Origin of the sequence: Pseudomonas sp. DL (genome assembly GCF_047199225.1) — a bacterium.
Taxonomy (GTDB): domain Bacteria; phylum Pseudomonadota; class Gammaproteobacteria; order Pseudomonadales; family Pseudomonadaceae; genus Pseudomonas; species Pseudomonas aeruginosa.
Genome location: NZ_CP178323.1, coordinates 1,531,792 through 1,550,905 on the forward strand (window position 1 = coordinate 1,531,792; position 19,114 = coordinate 1,550,905).

General features: G+C 66.1%; 14 protein-coding genes. 1 reads left to right on the forward strand and 13 read right to left on the reverse strand.

Annotation, left to right across the window (positions count from 1 at the left end; translation table 11 throughout):
* Window positions 1-15 precede the first annotated feature (15 nt).
* From algJ to argF, 13 genes are all read right to left on the reverse strand, one after another.
* A complete protein-coding gene (gene algJ / locus ACI766_RS07170; protein WP_003092111.1) occupies window positions 16-1,191 on the reverse strand; it encodes an alginate O-acetyltransferase in 1,176 nt (391 codons plus the stop codon).
* 14 nt (window positions 1,192-1,205) lie between these two features.
* Window positions 1,206-2,768: an MBOAT family O-acyltransferase gene (locus ACI766_RS07175; protein ID WP_003110467.1), complete on the reverse strand. Its 1,563-nt coding sequence runs from the start codon at window positions 2,766-2,768 to the stop codon at window positions 1,206-1,208.
* 229 nt (window positions 2,769-2,997) lie between these two features.
* The gene (gene algL / locus ACI766_RS07180; protein WP_003453578.1) at window positions 2,998-4,101 is read right to left on the reverse strand and encodes an alginate biosynthesis protein AlgL; all 1,104 of its coding nucleotides are present in this window, start codon (window positions 4,099-4,101) and stop codon (window positions 2,998-3,000) included.
* Between the two features lie 3 nt (window positions 4,102-4,104).
* Window positions 4,105-5,529: an alginate biosynthesis protein AlgX gene (gene algX, locus ACI766_RS07185; RefSeq protein WP_003092107.1), complete on the reverse strand. Its 1,425-nt coding sequence runs from the start codon at window positions 5,527-5,529 to the stop codon at window positions 4,105-4,107.
* Between the two features lie 12 nt (window positions 5,530-5,541).
* Window positions 5,542-7,173, reverse strand: a complete 1,632-nt coding sequence (gene algG, locus ACI766_RS07190) for a mannuronan 5-epimerase AlgG (RefSeq protein ID WP_003453577.1) — start codon at window positions 7,171-7,173, stop codon at window positions 5,542-5,544.
* Between the two features lie 20 nt (window positions 7,174-7,193).
* A complete protein-coding gene (algE, locus tag ACI766_RS07195) occupies window positions 7,194-8,666 on the reverse strand; it encodes an outer membrane porin AlgE (RefSeq protein ID WP_003110464.1) in 1,473 nt (490 codons plus the stop codon).
* Window positions 8,663-10,090, reverse strand: coding sequence for an alginate biosynthesis TPR repeat lipoprotein AlgK (gene algK, locus ACI766_RS07200; RefSeq protein ID WP_003112887.1), 1,428 nt, complete (start codon window positions 10,088-10,090; stop codon window positions 8,663-8,665). The genes algE and algK overlap by 4 nt, the downstream gene beginning before the upstream one ends.
* A 13-nt stretch (window positions 10,091-10,103) precedes the next feature.
* Window positions 10,104-11,273 carry an alginate biosynthesis protein Alg44 gene (alg44, locus tag ACI766_RS07205; protein ID WP_003092101.1) on the reverse strand — a complete coding sequence of 390 codons (1,170 nt, stop codon included), beginning with the start codon at window positions 11,271-11,273 and terminating at the stop codon, window positions 10,104-10,106.
* Between the two features lie 82 nt (window positions 11,274-11,355).
* Window positions 11,356-12,840 carry a mannuronan synthase gene (gene alg8, locus ACI766_RS07210; protein ID WP_003119545.1) on the reverse strand — a complete coding sequence of 495 codons (1,485 nt, stop codon included), beginning with the start codon at window positions 12,838-12,840 and terminating at the stop codon, window positions 11,356-11,358.
* 139 nt (window positions 12,841-12,979) lie between these two features.
* Window positions 12,980-14,290: a GDP-mannose 6-dehydrogenase gene (algD, locus tag ACI766_RS07215; protein ID WP_003110461.1), complete on the reverse strand. Its 1,311-nt coding sequence runs from the start codon at window positions 14,288-14,290 to the stop codon at window positions 12,980-12,982.
* A gap of 901 nt (window positions 14,291-15,191) precedes the next feature.
* Window positions 15,192-15,971: a peroxide stress protein YaaA gene (yaaA, locus tag ACI766_RS07220; protein ID WP_003092094.1), complete on the reverse strand. Its 780-nt coding sequence runs from the start codon at window positions 15,969-15,971 to the stop codon at window positions 15,192-15,194.
* Between the two features lie 106 nt (window positions 15,972-16,077).
* On the reverse strand, window positions 16,078-17,160 hold the full coding sequence (locus ACI766_RS07225; protein ID WP_003092092.1) for an ABC transporter ATP-binding protein: 1,083 nt from the start codon (window positions 17,158-17,160) through the stop codon (window positions 16,078-16,080).
* Window positions 17,161-17,164: 4 nt separating this feature from the next.
* Window positions 17,165-18,082: an ornithine carbamoyltransferase gene (gene argF / locus ACI766_RS07230; RefSeq protein WP_087823854.1), complete on the reverse strand. Its 918-nt coding sequence runs from the start codon at window positions 18,080-18,082 to the stop codon at window positions 17,165-17,167.
* 315 nt (window positions 18,083-18,397) lie between these two features.
* Between argF and ACI766_RS07235 the strand changes: the two genes are divergently transcribed.
* Window positions 18,398-18,829, forward strand: coding sequence for a hypothetical protein (locus ACI766_RS07235; RefSeq protein WP_003110011.1), 432 nt, complete (start codon window positions 18,398-18,400; stop codon window positions 18,827-18,829).
* Window positions 18,830-19,114: the final 285 nt, after the last annotated feature.

Genomic DNA, 19,114 nt, shown 5'->3' on the forward strand with positions numbered 1-19,114 from the left:
CTTGGCTGTGTTCGTTCAATCGTTGCGGCTGGCGGCCAGGCGCTCATCGCGGCCGCCGCTGGCCTTCAGCTGGGCGACCCAGTCGGCGTCGAACTGGCTGAGGTCGCTGGCCATCGGCAGGTAGCGCTCGGGAAACTCCCAGACCAGCAGTTGCGGCGGGTCCTTGCGGAAGCCTTCGTCCTGCAGCAGTTCCAGCATCGGTTCGAGGGGGCCCTTGCCTTCCTTCGCGTAATTGATCAGGTCGGCGGACAGCGCCTGTTTCAGCGCGCCCTCGAAGTTCCACCTGGGGTTGGCGCTGTAGCTGGTGCCGACCAGCGCCAGGCGCGGTTGCTGGCTATCGCCGAAGAGGTCGTCGCCCGCGCCGGACTGCTGGCCGCCCGGCAGTGCCGGCGCGGCTTCGGTGGTGCGTTGCTGCAACTGCTCCGGACGCGGCAGCAGTTCGTCGAACAGCGGGTCCAGCGGCAGGAAGCTGAGCAGGTCGCCCTTGTGCGTGCGTTCTTCGCCGACGCGGGTGACGAAGTTCTGCGCCGGCACATCCAGCAGGTGCGTCTCGCGGATCTCCGCGCCGAGGCGCTGGGCCACGGTTTCCGCGCCGAGCGGCGACCAGTGGGTGTCGGTGCGCAGGAACACCGCGCCGTTGTCCTTGGCCTGGCGCAGGCTGCCGAGCAGGTCGGGACTGTCGATGCCGGCGGCGCGGGCGCGGGCCAGGAAGTCCTGGTAGAGGCTGTCGTGCAGCGCGGCCGGCTGCTCGCGGCCGATGTGCTCGGGATACAGGCGGGCCTTGGCCGGGATCACCGCGAGCACCAGCTTGACGCCGCGCCGGTTCAGCTCCCGCTGCACGCCGCGTACCAGTGCCCAGTTGTCTTCCAGTTGCTGGCCGCTCGGTGCCGGCTTGAACTCTTCGTCGGTGAACAGCCAGCCGTCCTTGCCGATCACCACGCCGGGGCGGCCTTCGTGGAACAGCGTGTAGTCGAGTGCGGCCCAGAGGTTGGTGCCCAGGCGCTTGATCGGGAATTCCTTGTCGTAGTGGGCTTCGAAGGCGTGCGCCAGCTTGCCGTTGAGCAGTGGCGTATCGGCCGCGGCGGAGAAGCCCGGCACGCTCTTCAGCGACCATCCGGCGAGCCCCAGCAGCAGCCCGCCGAAGGCGGCGATATAGGCGTATTGCAGGGGGCGGGAAATGCTCTGTGTCATGGCGTGGGCCTCGCTCAGAACTGGAAGTAGAGGAATGGCGAGTAGCTCTGCGCGGAGAGCTTCAGCACCGAGGCGGCGAACAGCAGGAGCAGCGCCAGGCGGGTGGCCAGGACGGGCAACTGGCTGAGCCAGCTCGGCTGGTAGACCAGCGCGCCGCTCGGCGAGTAGGCGATCGCCGCCGGGTCGCCGGCGGCCTCGCGCGGGGCGCGCGGCTGGGCACTGGCCGGGCCGTCGGCGGCCACTTCGTCGCTGTTCGCCGCGGCCTTGGGCGCCTTGGTCTGCAATGGCTGGTTGTAGAACTGGCGCAGGCCGAAGAACGCCAGCACCAGGTAGGCCAGGACCAGGGTGCCGACCTGCAGGCCGGTGAGGCTGGCGCGGTTCAGTTCGGAGAGCTGCCAGGTGCCGAAGCTGAACATGGCTTCGTACATGCGCCAGGCGACCTGCAGGTTCTCGGCGCGGAAGATCACCCAGCCGATCACCACCAGGAGGAAGGTGAACGCCCACTTCAAAGGGTTGAGCACGCGCGGCGCGGCGTTCACTCCGAGGGCCCGCTCGATCGCCAGCCACATGCCGTGCCAGGCGCCCCAGATGATGTAGGTGAAGTTGGCGCCGTGCCACAGGCCGCCGAGGAGCATGGTCAGGAACAGGTTGCGGTAGGTCTGGAAGGTGCTGCCGCGGTTGCCGCCCAGGCTGATGTAGAGGTAGTCGCGCAGCCAGGTCGACAGGCTGATGTGCCAGCGCCGCCAGAACTCGGTGATCGACTGGCTGATGTAGGGCTGGTTGAAGTTCTCCATGAAGCGGAAGCCCATCATCAGGCCGAGGCCGATGGCCATGTCGCTGTAGCCGGAGAAGTCGAAGTAGAGCTGCGCGGTGTAGGCCAGGGCGCCGAGCCAGGCGTCGCCGGTGGTCGGGTTCTGCAGGGCGAAGCAGTGGTCGGCGAGGGCGGCCAGGGTGTCGGCGATGAACACCTTCTTGACGAAGCCCTGCATGAAGCGGGTGCAGCCTTCGGCGAACTTGTCGACGGTGTGGGTGCGGTGGTTGAACTGGTCGACCAGGTCCTTGAAGCGCAGCACCGGGCCGGCGATCAGGTGCGGGAAGATCGCGACGAAGGCGGCGAAGTCGATCAGGTTGTGGGTCGCCGGGGTATCGCCGCGGTAGACGTCGATGATGTAGCTGATCGACTCGAAGGTGTAGAAGGAGATGCCGATCGGCAGCAGGATGTGGGTCAGCACGAACGGCTGCATGCCGAACGAGGTGATGATCTCGTTGAGGCTGTCGACGCCGAAGTTGGCGTACTTGAAGTACCCGAGCACGCAGAGGTCGACCACCACGCCGAGGATCAGCCAGCGTTGCGCGGCCCTGGTGCGTACGCCGGCGGCGCCGATGCGCAGGCCGATCCAGTAGTTGAAGACGGTGACCCCGGCGAACAGCAGGAGGAAGTCCACCCGCCACCAGGCGTAGAACACGTAGCTGGCGATCAGCAGCAGCAGGTTCCGGTAACGTTCGCCGCTCAGGTAGTACAGGCCGAGAAAGACCGGCAGGAACAGGAACAGGAACACGTTTGAAGAAAAGACCATGCCGTCTCTCTCTCTAGAGCGTCAACCATTCAGGTCGGCCCTGCCTTTCCGCGCCCTGGAGCGCTCGAGGAAAGGCGGGACGACCCGCCGTTTTCCTCCCCGTGGTGTTGCCTAAGGTGTTGCGCCCGCCCGCGTCTGTCGCGCATGGGTCGGGGTGTGGCGCCTGGTCGGCGAGCGGGGTAGAGGGGCGCGTGGCCCCCGGCCTGTGCGCCCGCTTCCCGCCACGCCCTCAACTTCCCCCTTCGCGGCTGAACACCCGCGTCACTTCGCCGCCGAGGCGGAAACTGTTGAACGGCTCGCGGTCCTTCTTCGCCTCGAGCATCTTCGGCTCGCAGCGGTAGAGGGCGCAGTAGGGCTCCAGCCAGGCGTACTTGTTGTCGACCTTGAGGTCGGTCATGTCCTGGTCCTCGCCGGTCTTCTCCTCGAAGGTTTCCTCGTCGTCGACTCCCTTCATCACCCGCTCGGCCAGGCGCTGCAGGGCGCCGTGGTTCTCCTGGCGCAGGTCGACGCCGTTGACCTGGGCGAACGCGGCGATCATCGCCAGCGGTGGCAGCGCATAGTTGTGGTAGGCGAGGGCGCGCTGGCGGCGCTTGAGTTCGTTGGGCAGGAAGCCCTGCTCGTCGACCTGGTTGGCGGCGACCTTGAACTCGCTCACCGCCCAGTCGAAGAGGTCGCGGCGGTTGGTCACCACCGCGGTGGACATCACCGACCAGGCCGCCCAGTAGGAATGGTTGTTGATCTTCTTCAGCGGCAGGCCGCTCCAGTCGCGGACTACCTGGGTGCCGAGCCGGGCGAACCAGTCCTCGATTTCCCGGCTCTGCTCGGCGTGGGCCGCGAGCGGCCGCGAGCTGGAGAACTTCAGGCGCATGTAGGCGCCGGAGAGGCTGCCCAGCGCCCATTTGCGCATGGACTTGCCGGTGTGGTTGAAGTCGTCGCTCTGCAAGGCGCCGGCGCGGGCCCAGGCGCTCATCCAGTTCAGTGCGCAGGCCAGGTCGCCGTCGCGGCCGCTGCGCATGTACTGGGTGACCAGCTTGGTGGCGCCGCGCTCCATGTCGGTGATGTCCTTGATCTGCGAGCGGAAGGTCTTCTCCGCCTTGACGTTGAGGGTCGCCCGCGCCGAATCGGAGCCTTCGTACTTGCTGGTGAAGACCAGGCTGCCGGTATACGGCGGCGGCACCGCGGGGCAGCTGCCGGCGTTGCCCTTGCGCTCGCCGACCGCCGCGTAGTAGCCGGGCGGGGGTACCAGGTCGGCGGCCTGGCTGACCTGGCTGGCGAGCAATGCCGCGGCGAGGGCACCGGGCAGGGCGATACGGATCAGGTGGGACGTTTTCATCGTTTACCTCCCGGCCACCGACTGGCTGGCCTTGGCGGGCGCCGCCTGGCAGATGCTGGCCTGGACCTCCAGGCCCTGGGGCATGTCCTCCGGCGCTTCGATTTCCAGGGAAAGGAACTGCTGGTCGGCCCAGTCGCTGTCGTTGCGCAGCTGGAAGACGTAGCGGCCGCCGGTATCGACGGCTTTCGACTGCTCGATCTTCAACTGCTCGCGGCGGCCGTTCATGTACCAGATGGTGTTCTTCAACTCGTGTACCGAAGGGTCGCTGTAGGTCACGTCGGCGACGTAGCTGCCGCTACGGATCGGTAGCGCGGCGCTGTTCAGCAGCACCTCGTTGCGGCCCTGGCGCAGCTTGACCTTGCGGCTGAGTACGGTCTTCCGGCCGGAGCAGCCGTTGTCCACCAGCGGCATGGCCTGGCGGTAGAAGCTCTTCTGCGCCATGTCGTAGTGGGTGGCGAATTCCCAGATGAGGATCTTCGGCGGGTTCTTGTGGAATTCCTCGCTGGTCATGTACGCCAGCAGCGAACTGTCGAAGCCGCCGCCGGACACCGCGTTGTTGAGGATGTCGGCGCCGCTGAACTCCTCCAGGAAGCCGGCGAAGTTGTAGGCCGGGCCGCTGTTGGAGGTGCCGACCAGGGCGATCTGCGGGTTGCCGCCGTCGCCGAACAGGTCGCCGCTGTCGCTGGCGCCCACCGGCTCGGTCTCGAAGCGGTCGACGTACTGGGTGGCGTAGCTGTTGCCGCAGAGTTGCGCGGCGGCCTTGTGGAAGGTGCCGAGCTTGGACAGCAGGCCGACGCGCTTGCTTTCGAACTGCTTCTTCGGGATCTCCTCGAAGCCGGGCACCTGCTTCAGCGTCTCGGCCACGATCTTCGCGCTGCGCCGGGCGCCATGGGGAGTCCAGTGGTGGTCGCCCTTGAAGTAGTAGGCGTGCTCCTCCTTCTCGTCGAACAGCGGCGAGAAGTCCGGGGTCCAGATGCCGGCCTGGCGGAAGCGGGCGATGGTCGCCAGGTAGTTCTTCTTCGCCAGCTCGTAGTCGAAGCCGGCCTTTTCCGCCGGGCTGAGCTTCTCGCGGTTCACCAGGCCGCGGGTCGGCTGGTAGACCACCACCAGCTCGATGCCCTTGCGCTTGAGTTCGTCGCGCAGTGCGCGGAGTTCGCGCCAGCCTTCGGCGCTGGTGCCGAAGTCGGTACGCAGGTCGTAGGTGGTGCGGAACAGCCAGTCGTCCTGGGCCTGCACCAGGTGGGTGAAGAAGCCCAGGTACTTGGTGTTGTAGCGCGAGTCGTCGGCGGCGGCCGGGCACAGGTTGCCGGCCGGCAGCGCCTGGTAGCTCGGCGCCGCGCCGGGGTCGGCGGCCAGGGCTGCCTGGGCCAGGCAGAGGCCGGCGGCCAGGGCGCTCAGGCGGAACAGTCGGGAAGTGCGGGTTTTCATGCGTCTGGGTCCTCAGTCCTGGAGTTCGGCCTGGCTTTCCACGGGGTCGATCAGCACCGCCTTGTCCTGGCGCACCAGCAGGTCGAGGATCTGGTCCTGCTTCTCGCCGAGAACGCCGGGCAGGCTGATGCCGGAGGATTTGGTCGGGGCGAGCATCGCCACCCGGTACAGTTCGAGGCTCAGCGGCGAATCCACCGAGAGCGGGCCGGAGCCGTTGCCGGCGAGCTTGCCGCCGACCACGATCAGCGAGACCTTGGTGTCGAATGGGTCGAGGGCGATGTTGCGGTCGGTGTTGGTGAGGTCCTTGATGTGGCCGTACACGCCGATCAGCTGGTTGCCCGCCGCGAGGTTCTCGTAGAGGCGGATGTTCACGCTGTTGCGCACGCGGATGCCGTGGCGGCGGTTGGCCAGGACCTGGTTGCCCCAGAGCAGGTTGTCGCCGCTCTCGTAGAGGGTGATACCGTCGGAATGGTTGCGATAGACCTCGTTGTAGGCCACCAGGTTGCCCTCGCTGTTACGGTCGAGGACGATCCCGGAAAGCTTGTTCTCGTAGCTGCGGTTGTTGAAGATGAAGCTGTCGTTGACTTCCCGCGAGACGATGATGCCGTGCTTCTTCCTGGTCCCGTGGACGGTGTTGTCGGCGATGATCAGGCGGTGCGAACGGTCGTGCGGGTCGATGCCGTAGACGATGTTGTCGCGGTAGGTGTTGCCCTTCACCACCAGGTCGTCGGCCTCGTAGCAATAGAAGCCGTACCAGCTGTCGACGATGGTCGAGTCGATCACCCAGCCCTTGGGGCGCGGGCGCTTCATCTGCTTGTCCATGCCCGGGCTGTACTGCGAGATGGAGATGCCGTAGGCCTTGGAGGCGTTGTAGCCGAAGCTGGTGAAGGTGCTGTTGCTCAGGTACACCTCGGCGCCGCCCCAGGAGATCAGGAACGGACGGAACTCGTTGGGCGTCTTGAACCAGGCCGGCTCCTTCTTCGATTCGCTCCAGCCGGTGACCTTGCTGTCGCGGACGAACAGCATGCCGTCGTTGACCAGGAACGCGCCGCGCTCCTGGGACAGGCGCAGTTCCTTGACCTGCTTGTCGATGTCGAGGGTCGCGCCCTGGCTGACCACGATCGGCAGGCGGGCGACGAACACCCCCGGCTCGACCTGTTCCAGCGCGCTGGCGGGAAGCTTGCCGGCGAGCTGGGCGAGGTTCACGTAGCCGCCTTCGATGAAGATCGCCTGGGGCATCTGGCGCTGGCGCTTGACCCATTCGGCGAGGCGGTTGCTGCCACCGGTGAACTCCTTCAGCGGCTGCTGCTGGACCATGCGCTGCACGCTGGCGTGGCCACCCGGCTTGCGCACGATCTTGGCTTCCACCGCGGCGGCGGTGTAGCCGGAGAGGTCGGGCAGTTTCGGCGGGTCCAGGTGCAACGGTTCGGCCGGCGCGGTGGTCACCGTGTAGTTGCCGGTTTCCTTCAGGCCCTGGGTCAGGCCCGGCTCGTTGCCGGCCTGCGCCGGGACCGGCTGCGGTTTCTCCACCGGCTGCGCCGCCCACGCCTGGCCGTGCAGCAGCACCGCGCCGAGCACTGCCGCGGCCAGCGGGCGCAGGCGCGGGAGCCGGCGGCGGGGGATCGAAAGGGAAATGTCGGGCATGTCCGGTTTCCTCGCGGGGCTCAGAAGCGCCAGATGAAGTCGACGAAGGCGCGGTGCATGGTCGAGTCGGTGCCCGGCCCGTAGGCGTCGCCCGGCTTGAACAGGCCGCCGCGGAAGCGGATCAGCGCCGAGGGCTCGTCGACGTACTGGCTCATCGAGGCCGGCAGCAGGCCTTGCTTGAAGTACTTGGTCACCACCAGGTCGAGTTCCTGGCCGATGTCCTTCTCGCCCGGTTGCAGGGCGGCGTTGATGCCGCTGGTACCGATGTCGGAGTCGTCGTCGACGCGCCAGAACTTGTGGTAGACCAGGCTCGCGTCGTAGTCCTCGCGCAGTTGCCAGGAGCCGAACAGGGTGGCTGCCTGGAGGTTGCTCAGTTCGCCGCGGAAGGCTTCGCCGAAGCGGTGCACGCGCGAGCGGGTGCCGGTGAAGTTGGAGCGATTGCTCTCCAGCCCGGTCTGCTGGAACTGCTCCTCGCCGTCCTTGCCACCGCCGCTGCCGCGGGCGTAGCCGACGCCGGCCTTCCATTGCTCGTCGATGTTCCAGCGCAGGCCGAGGTCGACGCCGAAGGCATTGACGTCGCCGCTCTGCTTGCCGGTGGCGATGCGCCGGTCGTCGACCGTGGTGGTGGTCAGGTTGTCGCGGTCGCCGGTCAGCCAGGTGGCGCTGGCCCAGTAGTTCAGCGGCATGCTCGAACGATAGTTGTAGGCATCGCCGGTAGCCTCGATGCCGAGCCAGGTGAGCTGGCCGGTATAGGTCTTGTCGAGGTTGTCGACTTCCTCGCCGGGGCGGCGCAGGTGGCCGCTGTCGTCGGCGTGGTGGATGCGCACGCCGATGCGGTGGTGCGGCGCCCACTGGGTGGAGATGTCGCCGAACACATGGGTGCGGTCCTTGTCCTCCGGAGCCAGTTCGTCGAGGTCGGTGCGGTATTCGCTGAAACGCTGGGCGACTCCGGCGTGGGCGTTGAGCAGGGTGGTCTCGAAGCTCCAGTTCAGCGCCTCGATGTTGGTGTCCTGCCACTGGCCGCTGTCTTCCCGCAGGCGCTGGCGGCCGAAGCGCAGGTGCTCGCCGGGGTAGGCGGTGAGGCCGGCGTAGTCGACCCAGAATTCGCGTGCGGCGAGGTAGCTCTTGTCCGGCTCGCGACCGTCGTTGCGGCTGTTGTTGCCGTCGTCGGTGTCCGATTGCAGGGTGTCGGTCTCGATGGTGTCGGTGGCGGCCACCGCCTGGCCCATGAAGTAGGCGCTCCAGTCGCCCCACTGGCCGAAGGCCCAGGGCCGCAGGTCGATACCGATGTCGTTGAGGGTGCCGCCGGGAGCGGTGCCGAGGTCGCGATCGTTTTCCGATTCGCCGGTGATCTTCACGTCCAGGCCGAAGTTCTTCGGTGCCTCGCCGCTGCCGGCGGCGAACGCCGGCGCGCCGAGCAGCAGGGCGATGGCCAGGGACAGGGCGCGCGGCGCGAAGGACGGCCGCGGGTTGACGGAACGGGAGCTGTTCATAGGCTTTCTGGCTCTTCTTCGTTGATCGGCGAGTCCTGGCTCTGCAGCAGGCTGACGGTGGCCTGCCAGTTGTTGCCGCGGCTCTGTTGTTCGCGCTTAAGCAATTGCTGCGCCTGGCTGCGTTCGGCCGGCGGCAGTTGCGCTTCGATCTGCCCGAGCAGGTCGCTGGCCTGCGGTACCTGCTGCTGCACGGCGAGCTGGCCGAAGACGTAGGCGTTGACCCGGTTCGGCTGGATGCCGCGGCCCTGCGACCAGAGCTGGGCCAGGGCCATGTCGGCGCTGGCCTGGCCGGCGCGGGCGGCGAGGATCAGGTGGTCGACGGCCTTCTGCGGATAGACCTTGCCGAGGAAGCCGCGGCGGTAGATCTGCCCCAGGTAGTAGTTGGCCTGGGGTTCGCTGGCGGCGGCCTTGAGCAGGTGCCGCTCGGCCTTGCGCGGGTCCTGCGGCGCCCACTTGCCGTCGTAGTAGAGGCGCCCGAGGAGCAGTTCGGCGCGTGGCTGGGCGGCGTCCTGGGCGTTCTTCAGGTAGCCGAGCATCTTTTCCAGGTCGCCCTGGTCGGGATAGTCGTAGAGCAGCTTGGCCAGGCTGACCCAGGCCGCGGGGTAGCTCGGCGCGATCTCTTCCAGCAGCGCCTGGGCGGTCTGCGGGTCGGGCTGGCCGAGTTCGCCGTCGGCGAGCACCCCGGCCACCGAGTCGACCCGCTCGCCGGGCACCCGGCCGGCCTTGTAGGCGGCGCGCAGCTGTTCGAGCAGGACCTTCTGCTTTTCCGCGTTGCCCTGCATCTGGTAGACCGTGGCCAGTTCGTACCAGCACACGTCCATGCGCCGCAGCCAGCGCTGGCAGACCTGCTCGATCTCGCCCAGGTGCTGGGCGTAGGTGCCCTGGGTGCGGTAGAGGATGATCTGCGCCAGGTCGGCCTGCGGCAGTCCGCGCGCGCGCCACTGGTCGATGCGCTGCTGCGGGTCGATTTCCGGCCAGGACTGCGGGTACTGCAGGTAGAGCACGATGAGCGGCACCAGGGCACTGTCCTCGCCCTGTTCGAAGGCCTGGCTGAGCAGGCGCTCGGCCTCGCGGTGCTCGGCGTCGCTGGCGCCGGGCTTGGCCGCCAGCCACTTGCCAAGGCGCGCGCGGGCCCGCGGCGAGGTCTGCGCGGCCTCGCGGTAGAGCTTTTCGGCCTTGGCCTGCTGGGCGCTGTCGCCGCTGGCGACCTGCATGTCGGCGAGGCCGACCTGGGCGTCGGCGTAACCCATCGCGGCCAGGGCCTGGTAGTTGCTCTGGGCGGTGGCGAGGTCGCCGCGCTCCAGGGCCTCCTGGGCCAGGCGCTGGTCGGGCAGTCCGGCGCAGCCGGCGGCCAGGGCGATGGCCGAGGCCAGCAGCAGGTGCCGGGACGCCAGGGGCAGGGGAGGGAGGATGGGCATCTTCATGGTCGGGTACCGGTCAGCGAGCGGTGGCCAGGGTCACGGCCTTGTTCAGCAGGGTGCGGCCGGGCAGGCCGCCGATGCTGACCTCGGCCGGGCGGCCGGCGTACTGGGCGTCGAGCGGCTGGTCGGGCTGGATCTGCACGCGGATTTCCGAGGACAGGTCGCCGTCCACCGGCGCGGTGTTGACGATGCGGCCGCTGCGGTTGACGCCGTCGCCGGCGACCTGGAAGTTCACCCGGGTGCCCGGCGCCAGCTCGGCGGCGTTGCGGTAGGGGAAGCGTGCCTCGATGCTGGCCACGCTGTCGCGCGGCGCGAGGGTGAAGATCACCTGGCCCTTGTTGGCGTATTGCCCGTCGGCTACCAGTTGCTGGACCACGCGGCAGTCGCAGGGGCTGGTCAGGGTCCCTTTCATCTGGTGGCCGAAGAGCTTCTCGATGTTGCCCGGGTTGAGCTGCTCCTCGGTCAGGTTGCCCTTGAGCATGTCCAGCAGGTTGGCCGAGAAGGTAGCGATCGGCGCGCCTTTGGCGACTTCCGCGTTGGGCCCGAGAAGGCTCTGCACGGTGCCCTCGCGGGGCATGGTGATCTGCTGGTTGGGGACGCTGACCACGCCGGAATCGGCATGGGTGACGAAGTACAGGTTGTACATCTGGTTGAGGATGAAGGCGAAGGCGCCGACTCCGACGACGAAGATCGCGGTGCTCAGGGTCACCGCCCGGACCCGGCCGAAGAAGCCCATCCCGCCGTTGCCGCCGCCCTGCTTGCGGGCCTTGGTGAAGTTCTCGCGCTGGAGGGTGTTGAGCATGTCGCCGACGCCGATCACCTCGCCGGCCAGGTAGGAGGTGATCAGGTAGCGCAGGGCCGCCACCTCGCGCGGCTTGAGGTTCTGGAACTCGCAGCCGACGCGGCGGCTGGCGGGGTCCACCGAGCGCACCTGGAACTCCACTTCGAGGGAAAAGCTGATGCTGTCGACCTGGAACAGCAGCTTGCCCTTGTACAGGTCGCCGGGCTGGATCGGTGCGCCGCTCGCGGTGAAGGCGAAGCCGCCGGCGGAGAGATCCAGCAGGCGTGCGTCGACGCCTTCGCGGTTGGCGCCGATGTAGCGGATGCGCGCCGGCAGCTTGACCCGGGCGAACTGGCGCTGGGCTTCGGATTCGTGCACGACGTTGACGTTGACGGCTGTATTCATGGTGTCGGGTCCTGTTCGGTCCAATCTGGGTCGATTTGCGCGCGGGCCGCGGCCCTGGCGTTGTCCGTAGTCGATTCGGTGGTCATACGATGGTCAGCAGCACGGCGACGAAGATGCTGGCGGCAGAGAAGGTCATGGCCCGCGACGACCAGGCGTTGAACCAGCGCTGGAAGCTGGCCAGGCCGCGCTCCAGCTTGGTCGGCTGGCGGGTCCAGGACTGCCGGTCGAGGCGGAAGAACACGTAGATCTTCACCAGCGCGCCGACGATCTGGTTGTAATAGAGGATCAGCGGATAGGCCGGGCCGATGCGGTGCCCGGAGAGCGAGAGGAGCAGGGTCAGCACCAGGCGGGTGAGGCCGATCCAGAGCAGGTACACCAGCAGGAAGGCGATGCTGTACTTGAGGCTGGCGAGGATCGCCACCACCAGGCCGAGCAGGCTGGTCCACATCGAGACGCGCTGGTCGAACAGCACCAGCATGGTGAACCAGCCCAGGCGCCGCGCGCCGAGCTTGAGCGCGCGCGAGTTCTGCCGCAGGTTGTTGCCGTACCAGCGGTACATCAGCTTGCGACTGGCCTTGATGAAGCTCTTCTCCGGCGGGTGCTCGACCGTGTTGATCGCCGCGTCGGGCACGTAGAAGGTGTCGTAGCCCAGGCGCATCAGGCTGAACCAGCTGGACTTGTCGTCGCCGGTGAGGAACTTGAAGCGACCCAGGCGCCAGTGCTCCAGGTGGTCGTTCTCGACGTCGGTGATGAACTCGGGGTTGGTCACCACCCGGGCGCGGAACACCGACATCCGTCCGGTCATGGTCAGCACGCGCTTGGACAGGGCCATCGAGCACATGTTGATGTGGCGCTGGGCGAAGCGCAGCTTGTGCCACTCGCTCATCACGTAGCCGCCCTGCACTTCGCAGAATTCATTGGTGGTGAGGCCGCCGACGTTGGGGAAGAGCTTGAACCAGGGCACGGTCTTCTTCACCACGCCGTGGTCGAGCACGGTGTCGCCGTCGATCACCGCGACCACCGCGTCGTCGTCCGGCAGGTGCCGGGAAATCGCGCGGAAGCCATAGGCCAGGCCGTCGCGCTTGCCGGTGCCGGGAATCCGCACGAAGTCGAGGCTGACCCGGTCCGGCGGGTTCATCTTCTCCCACAGAGAACGGACCAGGACCTCGTCGGACATCTCGACGATGGAGCAGACCACGGTGGTCGGGTAGCCGCTGTCGATGGCTTCGCGGATCACCGAGCGATAGACCATGGCAGTGGTCAGGGCGTCGATGCGGAAACTGGTGACCATCAGGAACACGTGCGACGGGTCGGCCGCGCTGCCCAACTGGCGCACGCGCCGGCGGTAGTACGGGTAGACCACGTGGAGGAACAGCATGCCGCGCAGGAAGTGCACGCCGCCCATGGAGTAGCGCCAGATGCCGACGGCGCCGATAAGCAGGATGAAATCCTTGGAGTCGGCGTCGAACACGGTCTTCGGCACTGCCAGCGCGAGCACCATCAGCAGGCTGAGGAACACCAGCCAGCCGGTGGCTTCGGCGAGGCCACGTTTGTAAGTTTCCATCATCAGTTCCATCGGGCTGGGGACCTTGGCCTCGACGCCGGCGTGCGCTTGTTGTTGTTATGGCGCACGCCGCGGAGACGGCCTTCGGTCCGAGGGCGATAAAGAGGTTCTTTACCGGCTCACGGGGCCAGGGGGCGGCCCGCTACCAGCAGATGCCCTCGGCCTGGGCAGTGGTGGTGTGCGGCATGAAGCCCACCAGGTCGACCAGCTTCTTGCCGCTCGGGGTCTTGTTCACCAGGTCGACGAACAGCTCGTCGCCATTGCCCAGCACCAGCACATCGGAACTCGCCACCACTTCGTCGAGGTCGGAGACCAGCAGTGAGGAGACGTGCGGAATCTTCGACTCGATGTATTCCTTGTTGGCCCCGTGGACACGCGCGTATTCGACGTTGCGGTCGAAGATGCGCAACTCGTAGCCCTTGCCGATGAGCATCTCGGCCAGCTCCACCAGCGGGCTTTCGCGCAAATCGTCGGTGCCGGCCTTGAACGACAGGCCGAGCAGACCGACCTTGCGGGTGTCGTGGCTGGTGATGAGATCGAAGGCCTTCTGCACCTGGTTGGAGTTGCTGCGCATCAACGAACCGAGCATCGGGTGCTCGACGTCCAGCTGGCTGGCGCGATAGGTGAGGGCGCGTACATCCTTGGGCAGGCAGGAGCCGCCGAAGGCGAAGCCGGGACGCATGTAGTAGCGCGACAGGTTGAGCTTGTGGTCCTGGCAGATCACGTCCATCACCTCGCGGCCGTCGACGCCGACCGCCTTGGCGATGTTGCCGATCTCGTTGGCGAAGGTGACCTTGGCGGCGTGCCAGACGTTGCAGGTGTACTTGATCATCTCGGCGACCTCGACGGTCTTGCGGATGATCGGCGCGTCCAGCTCGCGGTAGATTTCCTCGAGAAGGTCGCCGGTCTGCTTGTCCAGTTCGCCGATCACGGTCATCGGCGGGAAGTCGTAGTCCTTGATCGCGGTGCTCTCGCGGAGGAATTCGGGGTTGGTGCCGACGCCGAAGTCGACCCCGGCCTTCTTGCCCGAGCAGTCCTCGATCAGCGGGATCACCACGTTGTTGACGGTGCCCGGCAGTACGGTGCTGCGCACCACCACGGTGTGGCGTTCGGACTTCTCGCGGATGGCGAAGCCGATCTCGCGGCAGACGGTCTCGATGTAGCCCAGGTCCAGGTCGCCGTTCTTCTTGCTCGGCGTGCCGACGCAGATGAACGATACGTCGGAGTCCAGCACGGCCTTCTTGAAGTCGGTGGTGCCCGACAGCCGTCCGGTCTGCCGGCCTTGCTGCAACAACGCTTCCAGGCCCGGTTCGACGATGGGCGACTTGCCCTGGTTGATCAGGTCGATCTTGGTGCTGGAGACATCCACACCAATGACTTCATGACCGCGTGCCGACAGGCAGCCAGCACATACTGCACCGACATAGCCCAAACCAAAGATGCTGATTCGCATCGCATTCACCTCGATTGTTTGTCGCGCCGTTAATGAGGTGGCCGTATGGCCACTTCCCTATCTGGCGAGCCGTTACTACGAGCCCCGATCCAGAGCCCTTGATCCGCCTTCAGGCAGTTTCGAATAGAGTGCTTAGTTGTTCGGCACTCTAATAGGGCAAGTTATAAGTTCATGCCCTTTAATGTTTCAGGTGGGTTTCAATAACGGTGCATAACCCGACCTTGGATGCTTCGTTTTAGTTCGGTCCATAGAATTCAAGTTTCTAAAGGCCTTTAATTTCAACAGGTTGAGTTTGTCCCTCGGAGCGGAGTCCGATTATTCGAGACGGTTTCAAGTTGCTCTGCCCATAACTATCGATAGGCATCGCGGTGATAGGATGTTTTCTCTGCGAGGGAAGTTCCGGCCGTTTGTCCCGCTCGCGAAATATTTGGAAATATCCGTTTGATATCACTTGATACCAACTTGATGGCCTTTCCGTTAAATGCCTGCCAATGGCCACTAGTTGCAGAATGCATGGCGGCTGAAAGTTCCGCGTCACCGGAATGAAACAGAAGCCGCTTTTACCGCCTTAAGCAAACCTTAAGGATTCCTTAATCTTCGACCCATGCACTTTGCAATCGTAATTTGCATGTAATGGCGGGAGGCTGGTAATGGCCAATGGATTACGCCGGAGATGGCATTTCCGCCTCGAATTGGGAAAAAGCAGGTGGGCTGGGTGTGAAAAAATGTGATGCAGTTCCGAATGACTTGCAGACGAACGGTTGAGTAGGCCTATTCGCCACAAGGGCTTTTCCGGGGAGAAAGGCGACGCAGCAGGGGTGTCGGAGGGACGAACGGTAGCGCCAGGAGGCGTCGGCGTGCCGAAAGAGGAGCGGCCCGCCAGGACGGCGGGCCGGGGAGATCAGTCTTGCGGGGCGTCCCTGAGGAATACCAGCTGATCCGGGCCGGATTGCTCGGCGCTGAAGTAATAGCCGTGGGCATTGAAGTCCTTCAGCCCGGCCGGGTCGCGCAGGCGCTCGCGGATCACGTAGCGAGCCATCATGCCGCGAGCCTTCTTGGCGTAGAAGCTGATGATCTTGTACTGGCCGTTCTTCAGGTCCTTGAACTCGGTGTCGATGACCCGCGCTTGCAGTGCCTTGCGCTTCACCGCGCCGAAGTACTCGTTGGAGGCCAGGTTGAGCAGCACGTCGTCGCCCTGGGCGGCCAGCGCTTCGTTCAGCCACTGGCTGATACGCTCGCCCCAGAAGGCGTAGAGATCCTTGCCACGGGCGTTGGCCAGGCGGGTGCCCATTTCCAGTCGATAGGGCTGCATGAGGTCGAGCGGGCGCAGCACGCCGTAGAGACCGGAGAGCATGCGCAGGTGATCCTGGGCGAAGGCGAAATCGTCCTCGCCGAAGTCTTCCGCGTTGAGGCCGGTGTAGACATCGCCCTTGAAGGCGAGCAACGCCTGCTTGGCGTTCTCCGGGGTGAACTCCGGATGCCAGCTGGCGTAGCGAGCGGCATTCAGGCCGGCGAGCTTGTCGGAAAGCTTCATCAGTTCGCTGATCTGCAGTGGCGTGAGCTGGCGCAGTTGCTGGATCAGTTCCTGGGCGTGGTCCAGGTATTGCGGCTGGGTGAAGCGGTGGGTGACCGGCGGGGTCTCGTAGTCCAGGGTCTTGGCGGGGGAAATCACCATCAGCATCGTTCAGGCTCCTCGAATCGTCGGGCGATTGTAGGGGCTGGAGACGTCCGGCTCCACCTATGCGGTCGATAGGGAAAGGCGCCGCCGACCGAACGGCGCCGAGGTATCAGGCCTGGACGGGAGCGAGGTGCGCGGCGACGCTGCCCCGGGCGGCGAACACCACCAGGTGGTCGGCGGCGACGCGGATACCGACGTCATCGCCCGGCTGGTGGTCGGCATGGCTGGGGAAGATCGATTCCAGCTGGGTACCGGTGGGCAATTGCAGGCGGTACAGGGTGGCGGCGCCGAGGAAGGTCTTGCCGACGATCCGCGCCTTCAGCTCGCCCTGCGGCGCGTGCACCAGGTCGTCCGGGCGCAGCAGGACGTCTACCGCGCTGCCGGAAGGCAGGCTGTAGGCGCGATTGCCGCGGATCACGCCGAGTTCGGTCTGCACCGTATCGGGGCTGAGCAACTGGCCGCGAATGAAGTAGCCCTGGCCGACGAAGCTGGCGACGAAGGGCGTCAGCGGCTCGTGGTAGAGGTTGTAGGGAGTGTCCCACTGTTCCAGGTGACCTTCCTTGAACACGCCGATGTGGTCGCAGACGGCGAAGGCTTCTTCCTGGTCGTGGGTCACCAGGATCGCGCTGGTGCCGCGTGCCTTGAGGATCTCGCGAACCTCCTGGCTGAGGCTGCGGCGCAGTTCCACGTCGAGGTTGGAGAAGGGTTCGTCGAGCAGCAGCAACAGCGGTTCGGGCGCCAGCGCGCGGGCCAGGGCCACCCGTTGTTGCTGGCCGCCGGAGAGTTCGTGGGGGTGGCGCGCGGCGAGGTGGTCGAGCTTGACCAGCTCCAGAAGCTCGCGCACCAGGCGCTCGCGTTGTGGATGCTTGCGGATGCCGAAGCCGACATTGTCGGCCACGCTGAGATGGGGGAACAGCGCGTAGTCCTGGAACACCATGCCGATCCGGCGTTTCTCCGGCGCCAGGGTGAAGCCGGGACGCGAGATGACTTCGCCGCCCAGCTCGATCTGCCCGGCCAGCACCGGCTCGAAGCCGGCGATGGCGCGCAGGGTGGTGGTCTTGCCGCATCCCGAAGGACCCAGCAGGCAGCCGATGTCTCCGGCATTGAGGTGCAGGTCGAGGTCCTGCACCACTTTCTGCGAGGCGTAGCCGCAGGCGAGATCTTTCAGGTTCAGCAGCAGGTCGTGGCTCATGGGCTCAGACGTAATGGGCGTGTTCGATCAGCAATTCGAGGAGGGCCTTCTGCGCGTGCAGACGGTTCTCTGCCTGATCCCAGGCTACCGAGCGCGGGTCGTCCAGCAACTCTTCGCTGATTTCCTCGCCGCGGTGGGCCGGCAGGCAGTGCATGAATAGTACATCGTCGGCGGCCCCATCGAGCAACGCGGCGTTCACCTGGTAGGGACGGAACAGGGCGATGCGCGCGGCGGCTTCGTCTTCCTGGCCCATCGAGGCCCACACGTCGGTGCTCACCAGGTGCGCGCCGGCCACCGCCTCGCGCGGGTCGCGGACGACGCGCAGGCGGTCGCCGGCAAGGGCGACGAACTCGGCCTTCGGCTCGTAGCCCTCGGGGCAGGCCACGCGCAGCTGGAAGTCGAACTTCAGCGCCGCTTCTATATAGCTGTTGCACATGTTGTTGCCGTCGCCGATCCAGGCCACGGTCTTGCCCTGGATGCTGCCGCGGTGCTCGTGGAAGGTCTGCATGTCGGCGAGCAACTGGCAGGGGTGCAGGTCGTCGGACAGGCCGTTGATCACCGGCACCTTCGAGTGCGCGGCGAATTCCGTCAGGGTGGCGTGGGCGAAGGTGCGGATCATCACGCCGTCGAGCATCCGCGACATGACCCGGGCGCTGTCGCCGATCGGCTCGCCGCGGCCGAGCTGGGTGTCGCGCGGGGAGAGGAAGATCGCCTGGCCGCCGAGCTGGATCATCCCGGCTTCGAAGGACAGGCGGGTACGGGTCGAAGCCTTCTCGAAGACCATGCCCAGGACCCGGCTCTTCAGCGGCTCGTAGAGCACGCCTCGGTTGCGCAGGTCCTTCAGCTCGCTGCCGCGGCGGATCAGACCGATCAGCTCTTCGGGGCTGTAATCCATAAACGAGAGAAAGTGCCGTACGCTCATCGCTGACTACCTTTTATTTTTACTGCTGGCCGAGGCACTGGCCGGCTTTCGCGAGAGAAAACGGGACTGGACCTGCGGCGGGACCGCAACGTGCGGGAAAATAGGGGAAGGCGCGATCTTATAAGGAAATGTCGCGGAAACACAAGGAGGGGCTTGGAAGGCGCGGGTTACGGGGTTTTTCCCCGGGTCTTCGCCGTTGTCCCGCCGCCAAAGTCCCGCCTCGTCGATCTATCGGTTGGGCGGGGCGACGCTTTATGCTGTGCGCGCCCGAATGCCTTCATGGAGGAGGCGGGTTTCGGACCAGGGAGGTCGAACATGCACACGGGAGAAACACTCGCCGCCGCGCCGCCGGCACGGCCATTGCGCCAATCGCGGCTGGGCGGCCTGTCGCTGTTCCTCGCCCTGGCCGGTGTCGCCATCGCGCTGGTGGTGATGGCGCTGGCGCTCGGCGAGCGGATCGACCTCAGCGACGAGAACCATCTGCTCGGCCTGTTCGCCGCCCTGCTGGCGGTCTTCGCGGTATCGACCTGCGGCCTGGTGCTGGGCCTGGCCGGCCTGCTCAGGCGCAGCCGCAAGCGTCACCTGGCCCTGGCCGGCATCGTCCTCAACCTGTCGTGCCTGCTCTGGGGCTGGCATGCGCTGAGCACGGCGGCGGCCGCGATCCTGATGGTCCTGGGGCAAACCGGGTTGTCGTTCCTCAGCGCCCTGGCGGTGCTGTTCGGCATGATCTTCTTCCGCCAGGCCTGACCCGTTCCGCGACTGTGCGCAGGCAGCCTGGGCGCCCGCCGTTCGGCCGCTCGTTCATCGAATGGCCGCATTGCGGACACTCGTCGCGGATTTGCAGGGGCAGGGGCTCAGTCGGGGAAGGAGGGCGCGAGAGGAGCAAAAGGTGAGCCCCGGAGGTGCGGATCTCCGGGGCTCGTGCGGCACGGTGGTGCGGGCACCGGGTCGCGATCAGCGCTGGAAGGGATAGTACAGCGCTGGATGGACAGTATAGCGCTATGCATTTCGCATGAATCCTTTAGTTAGGTC

Excerpts from the sequence above, each read along its gene's own strand:
- algJ (WP_003092111.1), bottom strand. The coding sequence starts at position 1,191 with ATGACACAGAGCATTTCCCGCCCCCTGCAATACGCCTATATCGCCGCC.
- ACI766_RS07175 (WP_003110467.1), bottom strand. The coding sequence starts at position 2,768 with ATGGTCTTTTCTTCAAACGTGTTCCTGTTCCTGTTCCTGCCGGTCTTT.
- algL (WP_003453578.1), bottom strand. The coding sequence starts at position 4,101 with ATGAAAACGTCCCACCTGATCCGTATCGCCCTGCCCGGTGCCCTCGCC.
- algX (WP_003092107.1), bottom strand. The coding sequence starts at position 5,529 with ATGAAAACCCGCACTTCCCGACTGTTCCGCCTGAGCGCCCTGGCCGCC.
- algG (WP_003453577.1), bottom strand. The coding sequence starts at position 7,173 with ATGCCCGACATTTCCCTTTCGATCCCCCGCCGCCGGCTCCCGCGCCTG.
- algE (WP_003110464.1), bottom strand. The coding sequence starts at position 8,666 with ATGAACAGCTCCCGTTCCGTCAACCCGCGGCCGTCCTTCGCGCCGCGC.
- algK (WP_003112887.1), bottom strand. The coding sequence starts at position 10,090 with ATGAAGATGCCCATCCTCCCTCCCCTGCCCCTGGCGTCCCGGCACCTG.
- alg44 (WP_003092101.1), bottom strand. The coding sequence starts at position 11,273 with ATGAATACAGCCGTCAACGTCAACGTCGTGCACGAATCCGAAGCCCAG.
- alg8 (WP_003119545.1), bottom strand. The coding sequence starts at position 12,840 with ATGATGGAAACTTACAAACGTGGCCTCGCCGAAGCCACCGGCTGGCTG.
- algD (WP_003110461.1), bottom strand. The coding sequence starts at position 14,290 with ATGCGAATCAGCATCTTTGGTTTGGGCTATGTCGGTGCAGTATGTGCT.
- yaaA (WP_003092094.1), bottom strand. The coding sequence starts at position 15,971 with ATGCTGATGGTGATTTCCCCCGCCAAGACCCTGGACTACGAGACCCCG.
- ACI766_RS07225 (WP_003092092.1), bottom strand. The coding sequence starts at position 17,160 with ATGAGCCACGACCTGCTGCTGAACCTGAAAGATCTCGCCTGCGGCTAC.
- argF (WP_087823854.1), bottom strand. The coding sequence starts at position 18,082 with ATGAGCGTACGGCACTTTCTCTCGTTTATGGATTACAGCCCCGAAGAG.
- ACI766_RS07235 (WP_003110011.1), top strand. The coding sequence starts at position 18,398 with ATGCACACGGGAGAAACACTCGCCGCCGCGCCGCCGGCACGGCCATTG.